This is a genomic window from Sphingomonas sp. TX0543 (assembly GCF_048565505.1).
Lineage (GTDB): Bacteria > Pseudomonadota > Alphaproteobacteria > Sphingomonadales > Sphingomonadaceae > Sphingomonas.
This window is the reverse complement of record NZ_JBLZUS010000002.1, coordinates 2,573,709-2,593,511: the sequence shown is the minus strand read 5'-3', so window position 1 is coordinate 2,593,511 and position 19,803 is coordinate 2,573,709. Positions and strand designations below refer to the sequence as shown.

20 protein-coding genes and 3 tRNA genes are annotated in these 19,803 nt (G+C 65.0%); 10 read left to right on the top strand and 13 right to left on the bottom strand.

Features of this window, described 5'->3' with window-relative positions:
• Window positions 1-83: 83 nt before the first annotated feature.
• The gene (locus ACM61V_RS13075; protein WP_419714056.1) at window positions 84-1,214 is read left to right on the top strand and encodes a helix-turn-helix transcriptional regulator; all 1,131 of its coding nucleotides are present in this window, start codon (window positions 84-86) and stop codon (window positions 1,212-1,214) included.
• Here ACM61V_RS13075 and ACM61V_RS13070 read toward each other — a convergent pair.
• Window positions 1,211-2,473: an APC family permease gene (locus ACM61V_RS13070; protein ID WP_137788155.1), complete on the bottom strand. Its 1,263-nt coding sequence runs from the start codon at window positions 2,471-2,473 to the stop codon at window positions 1,211-1,213. The two genes, ACM61V_RS13075 and ACM61V_RS13070, sit on opposite strands and share 4 nt — an antisense overlap.
• Window positions 2,474-2,588: 115 nt before the next feature.
• Here ACM61V_RS13070 and ACM61V_RS13065 point away from each other — a divergent pair, with 115 nt between their 5' ends.
• Window positions 2,589-2,840: a hypothetical protein gene (locus ACM61V_RS13065; RefSeq protein WP_137788154.1), complete on the top strand. Its 252-nt coding sequence runs from the start codon at window positions 2,589-2,591 to the stop codon at window positions 2,838-2,840.
• A gap of 2 nt (window positions 2,841-2,842) precedes the next feature.
• On the opposite strand, the gene ACM61V_RS13060 is transcribed toward ACM61V_RS13065, so the two are convergent.
• Window positions 2,843-2,919 (bottom strand) — tRNA-Met (locus tag ACM61V_RS13060).
• Window positions 2,920-2,973: 54 nt separating this feature from the next.
• Window positions 2,974-4,323, bottom strand: a complete 1,350-nt coding sequence (rimO, locus tag ACM61V_RS13055) for a 30S ribosomal protein S12 methylthiotransferase RimO (RefSeq protein ID WP_419714055.1) — start codon at window positions 4,321-4,323, stop codon at window positions 2,974-2,976.
• 54 nt (window positions 4,324-4,377) lie between these two features.
• Between rimO and ACM61V_RS13050 the strand changes: the two genes are divergently transcribed.
• Both ACM61V_RS13050 and ACM61V_RS13045 read left to right on the top strand, forming a co-directional pair.
• Window positions 4,378-4,902 carry a hypothetical protein gene (locus ACM61V_RS13050; protein ID WP_137788152.1) on the top strand — a complete coding sequence of 175 codons (525 nt, stop codon included), beginning with the start codon at window positions 4,378-4,380 and terminating at the stop codon, window positions 4,900-4,902.
• A complete protein-coding gene (locus tag ACM61V_RS13045; protein WP_137788151.1) occupies window positions 4,899-6,095 on the top strand; it encodes an exo-beta-N-acetylmuramidase NamZ domain-containing protein in 1,197 nt (398 codons plus the stop codon). The genes ACM61V_RS13050 and ACM61V_RS13045 overlap by 4 nt, the downstream gene beginning before the upstream one ends.
• Window positions 6,096-6,103: 8 nt before the next feature.
• On the opposite strand, the gene ACM61V_RS13040 is transcribed toward ACM61V_RS13045, so the two are convergent.
• From ACM61V_RS13040 to aroA, 7 genes are all read right to left on the bottom strand, one after another.
• Complete coding sequence (locus ACM61V_RS13040; RefSeq protein ID WP_137788150.1) at window positions 6,104-6,526, bottom strand: DUF4112 domain-containing protein; 423 nt, start codon at window positions 6,524-6,526, stop codon at window positions 6,104-6,106.
• A gap of 6 nt (window positions 6,527-6,532) precedes the next feature.
• Window positions 6,533-7,915, bottom strand: coding sequence for an ABC transporter substrate-binding protein (locus ACM61V_RS13035; RefSeq protein ID WP_249341715.1), 1,383 nt, complete (start codon window positions 7,913-7,915; stop codon window positions 6,533-6,535).
• Between the two features lie 59 nt (window positions 7,916-7,974).
• Window positions 7,975-8,058 (bottom strand) — tRNA-Leu (locus ACM61V_RS13030).
• Between the two features lie 38 nt (window positions 8,059-8,096).
• Window positions 8,097-8,378, bottom strand: coding sequence for an integration host factor subunit beta (locus ACM61V_RS13025; RefSeq protein ID WP_137788149.1), 282 nt, complete (start codon window positions 8,376-8,378; stop codon window positions 8,097-8,099).
• Window positions 8,379-8,536: 158 nt separating this feature from the next.
• A complete protein-coding gene (rpsA, locus tag ACM61V_RS13020) occupies window positions 8,537-10,246 on the bottom strand; it encodes a 30S ribosomal protein S1 (RefSeq protein WP_419714054.1) in 1,710 nt (569 codons plus the stop codon).
• A gap of 246 nt (window positions 10,247-10,492) precedes the next feature.
• Window positions 10,493-11,134 carry a (d)CMP kinase gene (gene cmk / locus ACM61V_RS13015; protein ID WP_137788147.1) on the bottom strand — a complete coding sequence of 214 codons (642 nt, stop codon included), beginning with the start codon at window positions 11,132-11,134 and terminating at the stop codon, window positions 10,493-10,495.
• A gap of 40 nt (window positions 11,135-11,174) precedes the next feature.
• On the bottom strand, window positions 11,175-12,515 hold the full coding sequence (gene aroA / locus ACM61V_RS13010) for a 3-phosphoshikimate 1-carboxyvinyltransferase (RefSeq protein ID WP_137788146.1): 1,341 nt from the start codon (window positions 12,513-12,515) through the stop codon (window positions 11,175-11,177).
• Window positions 12,516-12,615: 100 nt separating this feature from the next.
• Here aroA and ACM61V_RS13005 point away from each other — a divergent pair, with 100 nt between their 5' ends.
• Both ACM61V_RS13005 and ACM61V_RS13000 read left to right on the top strand, forming a co-directional pair.
• Window positions 12,616-12,936 (top strand): FYDLN acid domain-containing protein, encoded by a 321-nt coding sequence (locus tag ACM61V_RS13005; RefSeq protein ID WP_137788145.1) that lies wholly within the window; start codon window positions 12,616-12,618, stop codon window positions 12,934-12,936.
• A 78-nt stretch (window positions 12,937-13,014) separates the two neighbouring features.
• A tRNA-Ala gene (locus tag ACM61V_RS13000) sits at window positions 13,015-13,090 on the top strand.
• A 613-nt stretch (window positions 13,091-13,703) separates the two neighbouring features.
• Here the strand turns inward: ACM61V_RS13000 and ACM61V_RS12995 are convergent.
• Entirely contained in the window at window positions 13,704-14,078 is a 375-nt protein-coding gene (locus tag ACM61V_RS12995) for a hypothetical protein (protein WP_137788144.1), read from the bottom strand.
• Between the two features lie 217 nt (window positions 14,079-14,295).
• Here ACM61V_RS12995 and ACM61V_RS12990 point away from each other — a divergent pair, with 217 nt between their 5' ends.
• The 3 genes from ACM61V_RS12990 to ACM61V_RS12980 all read left to right on the top strand — a co-directional run bounded on the left by ACM61V_RS12990 (window position 14,296) and on the right by ACM61V_RS12980 (window position 16,895).
• A complete protein-coding gene (locus tag ACM61V_RS12990) occupies window positions 14,296-15,342 on the top strand; it encodes a cupin domain-containing protein (protein WP_137788143.1) in 1,047 nt (348 codons plus the stop codon).
• 249 nt (window positions 15,343-15,591) lie between these two features.
• On the top strand, window positions 15,592-16,428 hold the full coding sequence (locus tag ACM61V_RS12985; protein ID WP_137788142.1) for an alpha/beta fold hydrolase: 837 nt from the start codon (window positions 15,592-15,594) through the stop codon (window positions 16,426-16,428).
• Between the two features lie 107 nt (window positions 16,429-16,535).
• Window positions 16,536-16,895, top strand: a complete 360-nt coding sequence (locus tag ACM61V_RS12980) for a hypothetical protein (protein ID WP_137788141.1) — start codon at window positions 16,536-16,538, stop codon at window positions 16,893-16,895.
• Here ACM61V_RS12980 and ACM61V_RS12975 read toward each other — a convergent pair.
• Window positions 16,889-17,191 carry a UBP-type zinc finger domain-containing protein gene (locus tag ACM61V_RS12975; RefSeq protein ID WP_137788140.1) on the bottom strand — a complete coding sequence of 101 codons (303 nt, stop codon included), beginning with the start codon at window positions 17,189-17,191 and terminating at the stop codon, window positions 16,889-16,891. The genes ACM61V_RS12980 and ACM61V_RS12975 overlap by 7 nt on opposite strands.
• Window positions 17,188-18,861: an FAD-dependent oxidoreductase gene (locus ACM61V_RS12970; protein WP_419714053.1), complete on the bottom strand. Its 1,674-nt coding sequence runs from the start codon at window positions 18,859-18,861 to the stop codon at window positions 17,188-17,190. Before ACM61V_RS12970 ends, ACM61V_RS12975 begins: the two co-directional genes overlap by 4 nt.
• 207 nt (window positions 18,862-19,068) lie before the next feature.
• Here ACM61V_RS12970 and ACM61V_RS12965 point away from each other — a divergent pair, with 207 nt between their 5' ends.
• Entirely contained in the window at window positions 19,069-19,698 is a 630-nt protein-coding gene (locus tag ACM61V_RS12965) for a sensor histidine kinase (protein ID WP_171007672.1), read from the top strand.
• The last annotated feature ends 105 nt before the right edge of the window (window positions 19,699-19,803 follow it).

Below are 19,803 nucleotides of genomic sequence, written 5' to 3'. Positions count from 1 at the left end.
TGGAATTTTGTTTCGCGATACAATGGGCAAGTGCCACATTCTCTTGTAAATGGTCGGCTACATTATTCGACGAGTGCGCCGCCATGCCCACGCACGACCCATCGAGCCTTATCGATCTAATTCATGATACGCCGTTCAACCCGACGCTGTGGGTGGAGGTCATCGAACGGCTGAATGACGAGATCGGCGCCGATTCTGCCGTCATGACGAAGCTGGATATCGTTTCCCACGGCGGCATCGGCCTGCCGATACGTCAGGATACGGCGGTATGGGACGAGTATATCGAACAATGGTCGACCCGTAATCCGCTCCATATGGTGGAAGACCCGATCGCCTATATCGCCAATTGGAAACCGACCATCCTGCGCGACGGCGAATGGCTTGATCGCGACGTGTTGCGCGCCACGCCATATTTCAACGAATTTCTCCGGCCCATCCGCGCCGAGCACAGCATGATGATCAGGCTGGGCCTTGACGATACGGTCGTGTCCAATCTGAGCCTGGCGCGGCGGGAAGCCCGCGGAGCCTTCCAGTCCAGCGAGGTAGCCCGGGCGCGACGCTATCAGACGCACATCATGCAGGCGCTGCGGACGGCACGTCGCCTGAAGATCGATCAGGCAGCGCTCGATCAACTCGATATTCTGCTGGCCTCGACCGATCAGGCGTTGATTTTCCTCGATCGAGACCTCCGTGTGCGACGGATGACGGCGGCGGCGGAACGGCGGCTTTTCGACAGCGGAATCCTGCGCCTGGTGAACGACCGGCTCGCGATACCGGATGATGCGCAGAACGCGCGATTGCAAAGCTTGCTGCAAGCCGCCGCGCTGGCGCAAGACAGCGGAGCGCCGATATTCCTCAGCCCGGTGCCGGGCGCCGTATCGATCGGGTTGCGCACGATTCCATTGGGGCCGCGGAGCATGGCCGCGCATTCGAGCGAGCCGTTCGTTCTGCTGTCGGCATTCGATCCCGTCGTCGAGAAGGCAGCACCGACCCGGGAGCTGGATCTGCGCAATCGCTTCCGTCTCACCGCTGCCGAGGCGCGCGTGGCAATGGCCATCGCCGATGGCCTGAGCATCCGCGAGGTGGCAGAGCGCATCGACGTCTCGATACACACCGTACGCGCGCAACTCGGCACGATCTTCGCAAAGACCGGCACGCATCGCCAGGCCGATCTCGTACGCCTGCTGCTCGGTCACCGGCCCGGCGGCGCCTAGCCCCCGGATTGTTTGCGTTGGCTCAAAAGGAGCAACGGCATACCGAGTGCGACCAGTCCGACTGAACCCAGCGCCTCCAACGGCGAAGTCGCGACGAACGCGACCAGCATCGCGATATTCACGGTCAGCGCGACGACCACTGGCACAGGATGGCCGGGCATACGCACCGGCCGCGGCAGTGTCGGCTCCGTACGGCGCAGCCGCCATGCAGCCAGCATCACAGCGATGGTCGTCAGGATCGCCAGCGGCGCGTACATTGCGTTAAGCGCGATATACGCACCGCTCGATGCCAGAACCCCCGCGACTAATCCCACCGCCAATGTCGCGGCGTAAGGCGAACCATTGCTTCCGATCCGCCCGAACACGGCCGGAGCGGATCGCGCGCGTGCCATGGCCAACAGGATGCGTGCTGGCAGCATCGTGGTGAGGTTGGCGATTGCGACCACCGAAATCAGGGAGAGTGCGGTAATCACCCGATCCGCAAGCGGCCCTACCACCCGCGCCATCGCGTCGCCGGCGGGCAACGTCGAATGCGCCAGCGTCGCGAACGGCAAAGCGCGCAGCAGCGCGACGTTCATCCCGACATAGATGACGGTAATGATCGCGAGCCCGACAAACATCGCGCGTGCCATCGTTCGCGTCGGATCGCGCATCTCCTCCACAAAAGGCACGAGCGCGCTCCAGCCCTGATAGGTGTTGTTGACCAGCAGAAGCGCGATCACCGCGCCGCCAAGGGACAGTGCAGACCCGGGCGGATGCGAAACCTGCGGCGCTGGCGGGACGGCAAACAGCAGCGCGATCAGCGCGAGCAGCCCTAAAAGCTTCACCACCGCTCCGATCATCTGCCCCCACCCGCTGGTGCGCGTGTCGGAGAGGTTGAGCGCGGTGATGGTGACGATCAATCCGACCGCCATCAGCCCGACGGGCGCATGGGTGCCGAGCCGCTGAGCGAATTCTGCGAACACGACCGCCATGAACGCGAGCGAGATCACGCATTGCAGCCAGCTGCACCAGCCGGCCAGCGTACCCGCGATATGCCCAAACGCTCGCTCGACATAGACGATCGCGCCGCCTGTGCGCGGCAGCGCGGTCGCCAGTTCGATCAGTGGCAGTGCCTCGATGAACGCCAGTACGCCGCCAAATAGCCATAATAGAATCAGCAGACGCGGATTCGGCAGGGCGGCGGCTACCGGACCGGGCGTGCGGAGGATGCCCGATCCGATACTGCCACCCAGCACCACCGCCAGCCCAAAGGGCATCCCCAGGACGCGGCGAAGAGCGAATCTGGCCCCGGTGCCTCCGGACTCGTTTTGGGCGGGTGAGGAGTGGCGTTTAAGAAAGTCCAAGACGCGGCCTAGCTGATAATGGGTCTGGATGAACCATCGCGACGATCAATGCATCACTCAAGTACGAGACCCGTTTCAGGCATCGCTGGCGGAGCAGCCGCTCACTTATATGCGAGAACTGGCCTGTGTCAGACCCTCGTCGATCGTCAAGTCCGTAAGAATTCGGGACATCAGTGGATTGTCATGCAACGCCGATCGCAGGGCTGGTTTCATGACCGATGGCGCTGGGCACACGCGCGCGAGCAGCCTGGATGCTGATACCATGGGCGCGAAACTGTGAATTGGTAGCGGAGGAGGGACTTGAACCCCCGACACGCGGATTATGATTCCGCTGCTCTAACCAGCTGAGCTACTCCGCCCCAGGGCGCTTGTCGCCGAAGCGAGGGGGCCTATTAGCAGCGCCGCCAAAGCGGTCAAGCGTGCAGTTGCCCCTCGGCTCCGGCCGGGGCGCCGAACAGATCGTGCTCGTCCGCATCCTCGATCGCAACGCTTACGATATCGCCGATAGCGAGATGCCCGGCGTCGCGCAGATGGACTTCGCCATCGATATCCGGCGCGTCGGCATAGGAGCGCCCGGTCGCGCCGTCTTCGCCCACCGCGTCGATGATGACGTCCATCGTTCGGCCGATCTTGGCCTGTAGCTTCGCGGCGGAAATGGCGGCGGTCTTTTCCATTATCCGGGCGTAGCGCTCTTCCTTCACCGTTTCGGGAACAGGATCGGGGAGCGTATTGGCAGCGGCGCCCTCGACCGGCTCGAAGCGGAACGCACCGACGCGATCGAGCTGCGCCTCGTCCAGCCAGTCGAGCAGGTAACGGAAATCGTCCTCGGTCTCGCCGGGGAAGCCGACCACGAACGTCGAGCGGATCGCGATATCGGGGCAGATCTCGCGCCATGAGCGGATCCGTTCCAGCACCTTGGCCTCGTTGGCGGGCCGCTTCATCGCCTTCAGCACCGCGCGGCTCGCGTGCTGGAAAGGTATGTCGAGATACGGGAGCACCAGCCCGTCGGCCATCAGCGGGATAACCTGGTCGACGTGCGGATAGGGATAGACGTAGTGCAGGCGTACCCACGGTGCTATCCGGCCAAGCTCGCGGGCGAGATCGGTCATGTGCGAGCGAACCTCCGCCCCTTTCCACGGCCATGCTTTGTGGCGAAGATCCACGCCATAGGCCGACGTATCCTGGCTGATGACCAGAAGTTCCTTGGTGCCGGCCGCGACCAGCTTCTCCGCCTCGCGCAGGATCGCATCTGGCCGGCGGCTGACGAGATCGCCGCGGAGCGACGGGATGATGCAGAAGGAGCAGCGGTGATTGCATCCTTCCGAAATCTTCAGATAGCTGTAGTGGCGCGGCGTGAGCTTTAGCCCGGCGTCCGGAATCAGATCGACATAAGGCGAGATGCTCGCCGGTGCAGCTTCATGCACCGCCTCCACCACCTGCTCATATTCGTGAGCCCCGGTGATCGCGAGCACGTTCGGAAAACGCGCGCGGATCATTTCCGCTTCCTTGCCCATGCAGCCGGTGACGATGACGCGACCGTTTTCCGCGATCGCCTCGCCGATCGCCTCGAGGCTTTCCTCTTTGGCCGAATCGAGGAAGCCGCAGGTGTTGACAAGCACCACGTCCGACCCGGCATAGTCGGGCGACATCTGATATCCGTCCGCGCGAAGCTGGGTCAGGATCCGTTCGCTATCGACAAGATTCTTCGGACAGCCGAGCGAAACCATGCCCACGCGGGACGGGGAGGGGAGTTTGGTAGCCATAGGAAAGGGCGCCACATAGCGACTCGCGCACGCTTTTCATAGGGTGCAGCGGATATGCCGATTCACACCCTGATCCCCCACCCGGATTTCCCCCCGCTCGCGGTGCGCGGCGTGAGCGTTGCCGTCGCCGGAAGTCACGAACTCGAGCTGATGTATCGCGTCGAGGGGGGAGGGCAGATCGTCTGGCCCAATGTCGCCATACCGCAACGCGCTGACGATCTGTGGAAGACAACCTGCTTCGAATTGTTCCTCCGGCCCGAGTGCGGGACCGGCTATGTCGAGTTCAATTTTTCTCCCTCCGGCCGGTGGGCGGCCTATGCGTTCGCGGCGTATCGCGCGGGCGCTGGCGATTTGGCGCGAGCGATCGAGCCGCATGTCGAACGCGCAGGAACCGAGATTTCGGTAAGATGCGACCTTGCCGACTTGCCTCCCGTCCCGATGAGAATGGCGCTGACCGCGGTGATCGAGGAGGCGGGCGGGCGGCGCTCCTTCTGGTCGCTCGCGCATCCGCCCGGGCCGCCCGATTTTCACCACGACGATTGCTTTGTTGCCCGGCTCCCGGCACCTGAGCGGCCATGAAATTCGGTATCGATCGACTGCTCGCCGACGCGAGCCTCCGCGCGCCGTTGAAGGGGAAGCGCGTTGCCTTGCTCGCGCACCCCGCCTCCGTCACCGCCGATCTGACGCACAGCCTGGATGCGTTGATCGCAGCAGGAGTGGAAGTGAGTGCGGTGTTCGGGCCGCAGCACGGCGTGCGCGGCGATCTGCAGGATAACATGATGGAGTCGCCGGACTTCACCGATCCGACATATGGGATGCCGGTGTTCAGCCTCTATGGCGAGGTCCGGCGGCCCAGCGGGCAGTCCATGAGCACCTTCGACGTGATGCTGGTCGATCTTCAGGACGTCGGATGCCGCATCTACACCTTCGTCACCACCTTGCTCTACGTGCTCGAGGCGGCGGCCGAGCATGGCAAGTCGGTGTGGGTGCTTGACCGCCCCAATCCCGCGGGGCGCCCGGTCGAGGGGCTAATGCTGCGCTCCGGCTGGGAAAGCTTCGTCGGCGCCGGGCCGATGCCGATGCGCCACGGCCTGACGCTCGGCGAGATGGGGCGCTGGTTCATCGATCATTTTCGCCTCGACGTCGATTATCGCGTGATCGAGATGGACGGTTGGCGGCCGGGTGAGGCGCCGGGTTATGGCTGGCCGACCGATCGGGTGTGGATCAATCCCAGCCCCAATGCCGCCAACGTCAATATGGCGCGCGCCTATGCCGGCACGGTGATGCTGGAGGGCACCACGCTCAGCGAGGGCAGAGGAACCACGCGCCCGCTGGAGCTGTTCGGCGCTCCCGATATCGATGCGCGAGCCGTCATCGCGGAGATGCGGGCGCTGGCGCCGGGATGGCTCGCCGGCTGCACCTTGCGCGATTTCTGGTTCCAGCCGACCTTCCACAAGCATGTCGGTCAGCTTTGCGCTGGCGTATTCATCCATGCCGAAGGCACCGGATACGATCATGCCGCCTTCCGTCCGTGGCGCCTGCAAGCCCTTGGCTTCAAGGCGATCCGGCGGTTGCAGCCCGACTATGACCTGTGGCGCAACTTTCCGTACGAGTATGAGTTCGGCAAATTGGCGATCGACGTCATAAATGGCGGCCCTGCATTGCGTGCCTGGGTAGATGATGCCGGATCCGTGGCCAATGATCTTGATGCGCTTACTTTGCCCGATGAACGATCGTGGGCGGATGCCAGACGAGAGTTCCTGCTGTATTGACCGCGAACTTACCCCTCGATCGTGGCCGTCGAGGGATGGTGCTTGTCCAGATGGCGCCTGATCTGCTTTAGATTGCGCGTGTTCGATCGGTAGAAAAAGTCCGCCGCGTCGCCAACCAGCGGCACCATTCCCAGCAAGGCGTCGAAGCCGACGCGACCGCTCATCCGCGCGAGCTGGAAGCGGCTCATGCCGAGATTGCGCGCTTCCCACACAATCCACGCGCCCAGCGCGGCGGCTACGAGATCGCCCGCCACCGGCACCAGCCCCAGAATTGCGTCGAGCCCAACGCGCCGGTTGATGCCCGGTATGACGAATAACCCCTCGAGCAGCTTCTCCATCGCCTCCAGCCGCTGGCGGACATGGGATGGGTCACGGGTGAGCGGCAGGCGCTCGATAAGGGTGGGGTCGATGCGGACGGTGCGCGGGTTCATGCCGCATCACTTGGGGACGGGGCGCAAATGGTTCAACGGGTGCCATGCGCGCGGGTTCGGCTGCCATTGTCGCAGCCGCAACGACACGAGCGACCAGCGCAACGGGCGGGCGATCGGGATGAAGGGTATGTCAGCGGCCACCGCCGCGTCTGCCGCCGCAAGCGCCTCGCCGCGCGCCGCGAGTGTGGGGGCGACGCGGGCTGCTTCCACGGCCTGGCGTGCGGCATCACCGCAGGGCGCGCAGGCAAGCGCCAGATACCATCTGGCGCTGTCATAAGGTGCCACCGCGTCGATCAGGCGGAGATCGGCCGAACCATCATCGGCCGCTACACGCTCGGGCTGGATGCCGATCGCCAGCAAGTCCGAGCCGATCCGGCCCCACAGGATCGTGCCGCCCGGGCCGTCGGGCAGCGCGATCCGCAGCCGCAGCGGCCCCGGATTGACGCGTCGCCATGCTGCGACGCTGGCCAGCGCCTGTTTGCGCCGGCTTTCCAGATCCTGCGCGACCCATTCCGACATCACCGGAACGGCTGCCGAATCGAGCTGATCGGGAAGCAATTGTTCGGTTGGTGCCCAGTCCGCCGAGAAGGCAGCGACAAGCGCACCACGATCGATCGCGGCGGCGAGAGCCGCACGGTTCTCGGTCGTCGCCAGAAACCCGTCGCGGCGCGCGATCGACAGCCCGAACAATCCGGCGGCGTTATCCAGGCGGACATTGGTTGGGGCGATGCCGGCGGATTGCAGTAACGGCCAATCGCGGATCGTACCGCCGGTCACCAGATCGGATTCGCGCGCGCCATAGCGGATGATCGCGCGCGCCGCCGATTCGCCGATCAATCGTACATTGTCTTCCGGTGTACGCTCCTGCTCCTGATCAGGCGAACGATCGAGATCACGCACTGGCGTGAGCACCATCGAATACCGGCTTTGCCGGGCGATACGGAACGGCCCGGTCCCGGCTGGCGCGCGTGGCCGCATGAGCGCAAGTTCGGGCTGGGCGAAAATCTTCAAGAGATCCGGGCGAGGGTAGGAAAGTTCGATCTGGATGATCTGCGGCGTCATCTCCACGATCGATTCGATCGCGGTGAGATACGGCTTCAGGGGATTGCGCGATCCCGCCGCAATCTGACGTTTCAGGATCGCCACCACCTCCCGGGCGGTGACTGTGCGACCGTCAGACCATTGCGTGTTGCGCAGGCGGAAGATGTAGGTCTTGCCCTCGTCTGTGACGATCCACCGCTCGGCGACGCCGGGTTCGATTTGCCCCGCCGCATCGAAGCGGACCAACCCTTGCGCGATCGAGTCGGCAAGAACCCTGTCGCTGGCGGTGCTTTCGCCGCGGCTCGCGTCGCGTAATTCCGGCGCGTTTCCGATGATACTCGCGACCACGGGGCCGATATCCGGCCGTCGGTCGCAACCGGCGAGCAGCGCCAATGAGGCGCACGCGATGGTGCGGACGGCGGGACTCGAACCCGCACGCCATTGGCAGAAGATTTTAAGTCTCCAGCGTCTACCGATTCCGCCACGTCCGCGCATCGCACGCGACGTGAAGGCTACCTGGAGCCGAACGTCAAGCGACGTTGAGCCTGGCGCGCATTTCCTTGCCCGGCTTGAAATAAGGAACGCGTTTCGCATCCACTTCCACCAGCTCGCCAGTGCGCGGGTTACGGCCGGTGCGTGCATCGCGGGCACGGGTGGAAAAGGCGCCGAAACCGCGCAGCTCGACCCGGCCGTTTTCCGCCAGCCGGCGCACGATTTCATCGAAAAAGGTGGAAACGATCGCCTCCACGTCACGCAATGAAAGCTCGGGATTGGTCTCGGCAAGCTGCTGGACGAGTTCGGAGCGGATCATTCTGCAACCTCTTGCACGATGCGCCGCGAATTGCGGGCTCGGCTGAGAGCAATAATACCGAAAACTGCCGATCGGAATAGGATCGAAACGACAATCGGGTGAAATTTTGTGCCGTATCGAGAACCGGGCAGGAAATTTTCCTGCCCGGTTCTGCGATATCAGTTCTTGGTTTCGCGCGCCTTCAGGGCCTCGCCAAGGATGTCGCCCAGCGACGCGCCCGAATCGGACGAGCCATACTGCGCCACGGCCTGCTTCTCTTCAGCGATCTGCATGGCCTTGACCGAGAAGGTCGGCTTCTTCGAACGATCGAACCCGATCACCATCGCATCAAACTTCTGGCCGACCTGGAAGCGCTCAGGACGCTGCTCGTCGCGGTCACGGCCAAGATCGGTGCGCTTGATGAAGCCGGTCGCGCCATCGTCGCCCGCCTGCACCTCAAGGCCCGCGTCGCGAACTTCGAGGATGGTGACGGTGACAATCGCGTTCTTCTGCAGACGATCGCCCGCCGTCGCCGCGCCGGTGACCGGCCCGCCACGCTCGAGCTGCTTCATGCCAAGCGAGATGCGTTCCTTCTCGGGATCGATGTCAAGCACGATCGCGGTGACCATCTCGCCCTTGCGATGCAGCGCCAGCGCGTCCTCGCCAGGCACGCCCCATGCGATGTCGGACATGTGGACCATGCCGTCGACATCGTTGTCGAGGCCGACGAACAGGCCGAATTCGGTCGCGTTCTTGACTTCGCCCTCGACGGTCGAGCCGATCGGGTGAGCGGCAGCGAATGCCTCCCACGGATTGGCCTGCGCCTGCTTCAGGCCGAGGCTGATGCGGCGCTTGTCCTCATCGACCTCGAGGACGACGACATCGACTTCCTGGCTGGTCGAGACGATCTTGCCAGGATGGACGTTCTTCTTGGTCCAGGACATCTCGCTGACGTGGACCAGGCCCTCGATGCCGGCTTCCAATTCAACGAACGCACCATATTCGGTGATGTTCGTGACGCGACCGGAAAGCTTCGCGCCGACCGGATATTTCGCGCCCGCGCCATCCCACGGATCGCTCTCAAGCTGCTTCATGCCCAGCGAGATACGCTGCGTGTCCTTGTTGATGCGGATGATCTGCACACGGACGGTATCGCCGATGTTGATCATCTCGCTCGGATGCGCGACCCGCTTGTAGCTGAGGTCGGTGACGTGCAGCAGGCCGTCGATGCCGCCCAGATCGACGAAGGCGCCGTAATCGGTGATATTCTTCACCACGCCCTCGATGATCTGGCCTTCCGCGAGGCTCTGGATCAGGCCCGAACGCTGCTCGGCGCGGGTTTCTTCAAGCACGGCGCGGCGCGAGACGACGATGTTGCCGCGCTTGCGGTCCATCTTCAGGATCTGGAACGGCTGCGGAATGTCCATCAGCGGCGTCACGTCGCGCACCGGGCGGATATCGACCTGCGACCCCGGCAGGAACGCGACGGCGCCGTTCAGGTCGACTGTGAAGCCGCCCTTGACGCGGCCGAAAATCACACCCTCGACCCGCGCGGTCTTCGCAAATTCCGTTTCCAGCGTGTCCCATGCGGCTTCGCGGCGCGCGCGATCGCGCGACAGCATCGCTTCGCCGTGCATATTCTCGACGCGGTCCACATAGACTTCGACCTCGTCGCCCACCTTGAGCTCGGCCTTCTGACCGGGGGCGGCGAATTCGCGCAGCGGCACGCGGCCCTCGCTCTTGAGGCCGACGTCGATGATCGCCATGTCGTTTTCGATGCCGGTGACGGTGCCATGCACCACGCGGCCCTCGAAGCTGTCGGCGCCGCCGAACATGTCATCGAGCATCGCCGCGAAATCGTCGCGGGTTGGGGTTGCCATTGAGGCCATAAAAATCTTTTTCCTTGGGTCGTTTCCGGCCAAGCGGTTGAATCCGCTGGTCTTGGCCTTCATTGCCACACCGGCCCCATGCCGATGCAGCATCCATCGAACCGGGCTCGGGGAGGGCCTAAACGCAAATGCGAAAAGGGCACGAGAGGGTCACCTCCGCGCCGCGCCTCCGCGAACCCCAGTCCGCCGGACGGCGCGGGCCTTAGCGCAACAGGCAGTTATCCACAAGCGAAAGCGCCGTCAGGCTCAGGCGATTCTGGCCGCTTTGCGAGCGCGTTGTTCTTCCACAAGGCAGATCGCTTTCTGGATCGCCGCTTCGATCGACAGGAAGCTGGTGTCGAGCAGGCTGGCGTCCGGTGCGGGGACGAGTGGCGCCGCGCTGCGGGTGCTGTCGCGCTGATCGCGGGCGCGGATATCGGCCAGCACCTGATCGAACGTCACAGCTGAGCCATGCGATTGAAGCTCGGCATGACGGCGGCGCGCGCGGATCGTCGGCGTTGCTTTCACGAACAGTTTCGCATCCGCATCCGGCGCGATCACCGTGCCGATATCGCGCCCGTCCAGCACGGCGCCGCCCTCTTGGTGCGCGAATCTCTTCTGGCGCTGGAGCAGCGCGGCGCGCACCAGCGGATGCGCCGAAACAACGGAGGCGAGCTTGCCGATATCGTCATCGCGGAGCGCTGGATCGCCCAGCGTCAGGTCGTCGAATCCACAGGCGGCGACGGCATCGGCCTCTTTCCCGGGATCGAGCTCGAGCTGGAGCACGGTGAGCGCCACCGCGCGATAGAGTAGCCCGGTATCGAGATGCGGCAGATGGTAATGTCGTGCCAGTGCGCGCGCGAGGGTCCCTTTGCCCGATGCCGCTGGCCCATCGACCGCTATAATCATGGGCGACCGCCTCGTCGCGCAGGCTGCTCGCGCATGCCGATCAATTCCACGTCACATTTCCCCCGAGCGATTCGAGCAGCTCGAAAAAGGTCGGGAAACTCGTCCTGACCGGAGCCGCATCATCGATCATCATTGGTGAGCGCGCGTGAAGTCCAGCGACGACCATGCTCATTGCGATGCGGTGATCCAGTTTCGAGGCGACGCGAGCGCCCCCCGCAATCGGCTCACCGCCGCTGCCGTCGATGGAAAGCCCGTCCTCATGCTCGACCAGCGAGACACCGTTCGCCTCCAGCGCGACCCTCATCGTCTCGATGCGATCGGATTCCTTCACCCGCAACTCGTCCGCACCCCGCGCGATGGTGCGACCGCTGGCGAAGGCGGCAGCGACGAAAAGTGCGGGATATTCGTCGATCATCGACGGCGCGAGTTCGGGGGGCACCTCGATGCCCGTCAGCGGCGCGTGGCGGATTCGCAGGTCCGCAACCGGCTCCCCGCCGACGATGCGCGCATCGACCTCGGTAATATCTGCTCCCATCAGGCGGAGCGCGGTAACGATGCCGCTGCGAGTCGGGTTCATGCCGACATTCTCGACGACGATGTCACTTCCCGGCACGATCGACGCTGCGACCAGCCAGAATGCGGCCGAGGAGGGATCTCCCGGCACAACGATCGATTGCGGCTTCAACTCCGCTTCGCCCGTGATCGAGATGACGCGTCCCTCGGGCGCGTGCTCCACATTCAGCAGAGCGCCGAAGCCGGCGAGCATTCGTTCGCTGTGATCGCGGGTCGCCACCGGCTCGATTACGCGGGTGATTCCCGGCGCGTTCAAACCTGCCAGAAGGATCGCGGATTTTACCTGCGCGGATGCGACCGGGAGAGTGTAGCTGATCGGAACGGCGGGGGAGAGGCCCCGCAGCATCAGGGGCAGACGGTCTCCCGGAGACGCGGTGAAATCCGCGCCCATTCTGGATAGCGGATCGATCACCCGCTTCATCGGCCGGGCTGAAAGCGATGCATCGCCGATGAAGGTCACGGTGATGGGATGACTGGCGACCAGCCCCATCAGCAGCCGGGTAGAGGTGCCGGAATTGCCCATGTCGAGCGCCGTCTGCGGTTGCAGCAACCCGCCAACGCCGACGCCGTGGATGCGCCAGATCCCGTTTTCGTCGCGCGCTATGTCGGCGCCCATCGCGCGCATCGCGGCGGCGGTGGCGAGCACATCTTCGCCTTCCAGCAATCCCTCGACCCGGCTTTCACCCACTGCCAGTGCGGAAAGCATCAGCGCGCGGTGACTGATCGATTTGTCGCCGGGAACACGGATCCTGCCGCGCAGGGCGGGGGCGCGAAGGATGGTAATGGGCTGGGAAGCTGCATGGGTCATGTTCGCGCGGCCTTGCCAGCCGGGTTGTGCTATGGCAAGGCGCGCCCCACTTCGCAGGTAATGGCCTGTTGAAACACCCATCCGAAAGGTTTTGCACGGCATGATCAAGCCGGAATGGGGCACGAAGCGTACGTGCCCGAAATGCGCGACGCGTTTCTATGACCTCACCAAGGACGAACCCGTAACCTGCATCAGCTGTGGCTATGCCTGGGAACCGGAGCCTATTCTGAAATCGAAGCAACCGCTTCCGTTCGAGGCGGCCAAGCCTGAAAAGGGCCCGGTCGATAGCGATCTGGCCGATGACGATGACGTCGATATCGACACGGGCGAGGACGAAGAACCCTCGGCCGACGACGAGGTCGATCTTGGCGGTGACGATGATCTTGGCGTGGAAACGTCAAGCGACGAAGACGAGAATTGACGGATTTCGGCAGGCGGCTAAATCAGCCGCTTGCCAAGCCCGCAGCGCCCGGCTAGGGGGCGCTTCCCGGACGGAAATGGGGCCGTAGCTCAGCTGGGAGAGCGTCGCAATGGCATTGCGAAGGTCAGGGGTTCGATCCCCCTCGGCTCCACCATTCCCTGCCAATAGCGGGCACCCGAGGCTCGGCACGATCAGCAGGATTAGAGACCGTCAGTGACGACCTCGGTGAGGTCGGATCGCGCACCCGACATCACGATCTAGTCGATTGAACCGCCGTCGGGCGACTTCACCATGAAATCCGCCATCCCGGACGGCGAGAAGACCTCCGCGCGCCTTGGAGGCAGCCAAGCCGGTAAGATGCTCGGGCGGCGCAGCGGATATCGCGCGTCTGTACGTGGCCGGCGAGATTCGGCGAAACCTGCTTCCTCGACGCGGCCTTGCCGCCCTTCTTGCCGAGAACTTGCTCAGCTTGGCGACGCTGCCCGCCATGATGTCGTCAAAGGTGTGTTCGGCGTCACGGATGACGCCGGCGCATCGCAACGCTCCGCCGAAAGCCCGCGCAGGGCCATCTCCTGATCCATTAGGGCCGGCCGGCGGTCGTGTCCGTGCAGGCGGCGGATGATGACCGCGCTCGTCGGCGACCGGGCTGTCTCGCTGAAAATCGAAGGAGTTTCAGCGGTTGACGGGCGAGACGTGGGGAACTGGCTTGCGGGATGGAGCTTCTCGCCCGCCTTCTGCCGGAAGAAGATGGCGGACCGCCCCAAGTGCTACTGCGCGAGTATCTGGTCAACCTGCGCGCGGAAGCCCGCGATCCTGTCGCGTTCCGCCGCCTCGCTGTGGTCGGGCTTGCGCGCGACGTTGGGGCAGTCGGCGGCGATCAGGATGTTGGTGATCGTGTCGTTGCCGGCCTGCGGCGCGCGGCGGTGGACCTCGCCGATGGCCTGCACAATCGTGTTCTCGCGGTCGGGGCCTGCCAGGCGGTCGGTCAGGCCCTCCATGTAGGCGGCGTCCGCGACCGAGGGCGGCGCGACTGCCCACGGATCCGGGCACTCGTTCCGGGCCTGCGGCGCGGAGGCAGCGCAGCCGGTCAGTAGCGACGCGGCGGCCGTGGCCGTCACCATCATGATCGTAATGGTCCGCATTGCGTGTCTCCCGGCATCCCCATGCCGGCGATCCGCGACCGCGCACCGGTCGCCTCGTCGGCTGAACCAACAGCTATGGATCGAAGGCGGGCGGGCCAACCCAAACGAAGGTTGGGCATATCTTCGTGTGAATGGCGCGCTTTGATCGGTCGCGTCAGCTTCAGGGCCAGTCAGGTGGGCCGACCCGGCGCGCCGTCCGATTGGAAGGGAATGTCCGATGTCCACGTCACGCCACGTCCGCTCGCTGATCCGCTCCGACATCAGCTACGAAGGCGATCTCGGCTCCGTGCGCGGCGTCGACGCCGGAAACTTCCCGCTGCTGCGCGGGATGTCGATGCGCCGGCTGGTGCTTGCGCCGGGTGTCGTCCGCGAACCGCACTGGCACGCCAACGCCGACGAGCTGGCCTATTGTGTGTCGGGTGAGGTGCTGGTGTCGCTGCTCGACACCGGCGACGTGTTCGGCTCGTTCACCATCGGGGCGGGGGAGATGTTCCACGTCACCACTGGATCGCTCCATACGATCGAGAACGTCGGCGACGGCGAGGCCGAGCTGATCATCGTCTTCAGCCACGAGAAGCCGGAGGAGTTCTCCCTGCACGGCGCGTTCGGCGCGATGACCGACGCGGTGCTCGGCAACACCTTCACGCTGCCCGCGAGCGACTTTTCCGTGCTGCGCCGCGAGACGGGCTCGCCCATGCTGGTGCGGCGCGTGGCGCCGGCGGTCGTGCCGCCCTCGGCGGCGCTGCCCGATCCGCACAAGTTCGGCGTCGAGGCGGCGACGCCGCTGATCGACCATCCCTATGGGACGGCGCGGGTTGCCCGGTCGCAGTTCTGGCCGGCGCTGCGCAGCCTGGCGATGTATGCCATCGACATCCCCGAGAACGGGATGCGCGAGCCGCACTGGCACCCGGGGACAGCGGAGATGGGATATGTGCACAAGGGGCGGGCGCGCATGTCGATCCTCGACCCCGACGGCAGCGTCGACACCTACCAGCTGGAGCCGGGCGACACCTACTTCATCCCCAAGTCGTATCCACACCATATCGAGGTGATCGCGGACGAGGACATCCATTTCCTGGTGTTCTTCGACCAGGCGATGCCCGCAGACATCGGCTACCGGGCGTCGACGACGTCGGTCTCCACCGACGTGCTGGCGGCAGTGTTCGGCATCGCGCCGGAGAGCGTGCCGCCGCTGCCGGTGACGCCGCTCGATCCGCTCATCTTGGAGCGGGTGAACGACGTCGATCCGGTGAGGGAATCCTGACCGCGCCTCGCCGATCGCGCGGTCGATCGCGCGCTGGAAAGGGAAGTCGGGATCTGGATCGGGGCTGATGCGGAGGATAGGGGCACCCAGCCACAGGTTTGCCGAAACCATAACAAGGTGCCGAACCGACCTCGCGGCGGGGGTCAGTAAGCCCCCAACCTCCGTATAATACCGAATCCATCCCGAAGCGCCGATATCCATCCTCGTTCGACGGGCCATCCCAGGCCGCCGGCATGGATGGAGGAAGACATGGGCTACATCACGACAACGGACGGTGCGGAGATCTTCTACAAGGACTGGGGCCCCAAGGACGCCCAGCCGATCGTCTTCCACCACGGCTGGCCGCTGTCTTCGGACGACTGGGACGCGCAGATGATCTTCTTCGTGGCCAACGGCTACCGCGTCGTCGCCAGTGACCGCCGCGGCCATGGCCGCTCCTCGCAGATCTCGACCGGCCACGACATGGATCACTACGCCTCCGACGCCAACGCGGTCGCCGAGGCGCTGGACCTGAAGAACGCGGTCCACATCGGCCATTCTACCGGTGGCGGCGAGGTGGCCCGCTACGTCGCCAAGTATGGCGAGCCGCAGGGTCGTGTCGCCAAGGCCGTCCTGGTCAGCGCCGTCCCGCCGCTGATGGTCAAGACCGAAGGCAACCCGAACGGCACGCCCATCGAGGTGTTCGACGGTTTCCGGGCGGCACTCGCCGCGAACCGCGCCCAGTTCTTTCTCGATGTCGCCTCCGGGCCCTTCTACGGTTTCAACCGCGACGGCGCAAAGGTGTCCGAGGGCGTGATACGCAACTGGTGGCGCCAGGGTATGGTCGGCAGCGCGCTGGCGCATCTCGAAGGGATCAAGGCCTTCTCCGAGACCGACCAGACCGAGGATCTGAAGGCGATCAGCGTGCCCACGCTCGTCCTGCAGGGCGATGACGATCAGATCGTCCCTTATAAGGACGCCTCGGTCCTTCAGGCCAAGCTGCTGAAAAACAGCACGCTCAAGATCTACGAAGGCTATCCGCACGGCATGCTGACCACGCACGCCGATGTGATCAACCCGGACTTGCTCGCGTTCGTGCGCAGCTGATCCAGGATCATCGCTGATCGGGGAGGGGGCCTGTGGCCTCCTCCTTTTCGTGTGAGATCTGGATGAGGGCACGGACGCTGCCACCAAGGTTTGGCGCAAACCTTCGCATGATCGACCAGCTTCATGCTTCTCTTCGATTTCATCTTTGCAGTCTGGGCAACAAAGTTGTCTACGTGCCACAGACCGTGACCCTGGCGAGGGCTACCCGGCGTCCGCCGCCAAGACCTATCCCGCGCGTGGCGCGACCATCAAGGACGAGCGCCGTCAGCTTCAATCACGGGCTCCCTCTGGAGCGGCGCTCGTCGAAGTTCGCCGAGCACACCGGCCTTTTACTCAACAAGTGGTTCGTCCGCCGTACCCAGTGGGCGGAGGCTGACATCCAGGAGCGTGGGGAGCATCTCGCGACGCTTGCCATCAGGATATGGCCGGCGCTGGACGCGAACTTTGAAGGGCGGCTCGCTCAATAGTAGCGCGGGATCGGTCCGATCTGCTCGGTCTGGTCGGGCAGATCGACCTCGATGTCGTCCACGTAGCACCAGCCCCAGCCTTCCGGCGGGTCGTAGCCCTCGATGATCGGATGCCCCGTCTCGTGGAAGTGGGCACGTGCGTGGCGGTGCGGCGACTGGTCGCAGCAGCCGACGTGACCGCACTCGCGACACAGGCGCAGATGCAGCCACTCGCTGCCGATCTTCAGACATTCCTCGCAACCGCGGGCGCTCGGTGTCACCTCGTGGATCGTCCTCATGTGCGAGCATGGCATCATGCATTCTCCTTCGTCGGCGTGGGGATGATGGCGGTCGGCGAGGTCGCGCTTTCGGCCAGCTTGGCGTGGATCTGCGCGACGGCCGCCGCTCCCTCGCCGACGGCGGCTGCGACGCGCTTGGTCGATCCCGCCCGCACGTCGCCGATGGCGAAAACCCCGGGGAGGCTGGTTTCCAGTGAGAGTGCGCCGCCGCCCGTCACGACGAAGCCCCGGCTGTCGGTCTCGAAGCAGTCGCGCGCCCAGTCGGCATTGGGGTCTGCGCCGATGAACAGGAACAGGTGCCGGATCGCGTAGCGTCGGCGCTCGCCGGTCGCGCTGTCCGCGAATGTCGCGGCGGACAGGCCATCTTTCCTGTCACCCTCGACGCCGACGATCTCCGTGCCGACATGGATCTCGACGTTCGGCAGCGATGCGATGCGGTCTATCAGATACTGCGACATCGTCTCCCTGAGGTCCCGGCGGACCATCAGGTGCAGCCGCTTCACCTGCGGGGCGAGGAAGACGATGGCCTGGCCGGCCGAGTTGCCGCCACCGATCAGCACCACCTCCTCGCCGGCACACAGCTTCGCCTCGATCGCGGAGACCCAGTACGAGATGCCCGCCCCCTCAAGATCCTTCAGATGAGGCACGTCGGGCCTGCGGTAACGGGCGCCGGAGGCGATCACCACGGAACGCGATTGGATGCGCCGGTTGCCGGCGCAGAACAGCACTGGATGCGGCCCCTCGCATTCCATCCGGTCGACCGCGACGGGGATAGCGATCTCGGCGCCGAACTTGAGCGCCTGGTTGAACGCGCGGCCGGCGAGCGCCTGCCCGGAGATGCCGGTCGGGAAGCCGAGATAGTTCTCGATGCGGGCGGAGGCGCCGGCCTGGCCACCCATCGCCCGCGCGTCGACGACGATAACCGAGAGACCCTCCGATGCCGCATAGACCGCGGTGGCGAGGCCGGCAGGGCCGGCGCCGACGACCGCTACGTCGAACACCTTGTCGGGATCGATGTCGGGCACGATGCCGAGGCATGCGGCCAGATCCTCGTCGCTCGGCCGGCGCAGCAGCGGCCCGCTCGGGCAGACGACGAGGGGCAGATCCTCGGGCAGCACGCCGGTGCGCTCGACGAGATCACGGCCATCCTCGTTGGAGCGCACGTCTAGCACGAGGTTTGGCAGGCCGCTGCGGCTGAGGAAGTTCTGCAGGCGCAGGACGTCGGGGCTGTTCGGAACGCCGATGATGATCGTGCCGGCGCCACCCTCCTCGATCAGGCTGACGCGGCGAAGGATGAGCGCGCGCATGACGATCTCGCCCAGATCGGCGGACCCGATCATCAGCGCGCGCAGGTGCGCGGCATCGAAGGGCAGAGCGGTGCAGCCGTCGGGCCCCGCTCGGCCGGCCGCGATCGATGGCCGTCCGGCGAGCTGGTTGACCTCGCCGGAGAACTGGCCGCGGCCGTGCGTTGTGATCCTCGCGTCGCGGCTGAGGCCGTCGCGTCGGGAGACGTCGACCGCGCCTTCGAGCACGAGCCACGCGGGCGCGCCGCTGCTTCCGATGTCGTATAGCGTCTCGCCCGGCGCGAAGCGGCGTTCCGGCCCGCTGGCGAACCGGCGCGCGCTGTCGATCTGCGGCTGGGTCAACACGGGAAACATCTGGCTCTCGCGCGTCTCGATCGTGCTCACGCCGTCCTCCTCTCGTGCGGGCCGCAGAAGCGTCGGCGAGCACTTGTCCTGGTGCGCTTATCCCAGCGCGCCCCGCCCGCGACCACCCATACGGAGGTTTCGGGTGCGGGCGGCCCGGCGCCCCAAACCTCCGTATGATGGATCGCACCCTACCTCTTCCCGCAAATGGTTTCATCGAATTCAGGATGGGGCGAGAAAGACATGATGATGGCTCAAGAGATGCTGCCGCCGTTCGCGGTCCTTCCGCCGCTCGCGGCGCCAAGCGCCGCCGACGAGGCGAACCACCGGGTGGCCAACCACCTGCAGCTGCTCGCGGCCCTTATCTCGGTCGAGGCGCGGAACGTCACGGATCCCGAAGGGCTCGCCGTCCTCCAGCGCACCCAGCAGCGCATCGCGGCGGTCGGCGGTGTCCACCGGCAGCTCTACAAGGGTGGGTGCGGAGAGGTGGATCTCGGCGCCTATCTCGACGATCTCGGGGAGCAGCTCGCCGACAGCTGCCCCGAACACCGCACGTTGCTCGTCAATGCCGATCCGGTACTGGTGGCGAGCGGCGTAGCTACCTCGATCGGTATTCTCGCCACCGAGCTGGTCACGAACGCCTGCGAGCACGCCTATTCGGCGGATGAGCGGGGTGGCATCTTCGTCTCGCTTTCACAGGAACAGGACGGGTCGCTGCTCTTCATCGTCGAAGACCGCGGACGGGGACGCCTTGCCGGAAAAGCCATACCAGGCCTTGGCAGCCGCCTGATCGATGCGACGGTCACGAAGCTCCGGGGATCGGCGACGATCGAGGATGCCCGGCCCGGCACGCGTTTCCGGATGACGTTCCGCCCGTGACGAAGATTTCCGTATCCGATAGCGGTTGCGAGCGGCTCGCACCTGAGCCAGCTTGTTTCCGAGCGGCCCGATGGTGCGGTCGCGGGAGGCTGGTATGGGAAGGGC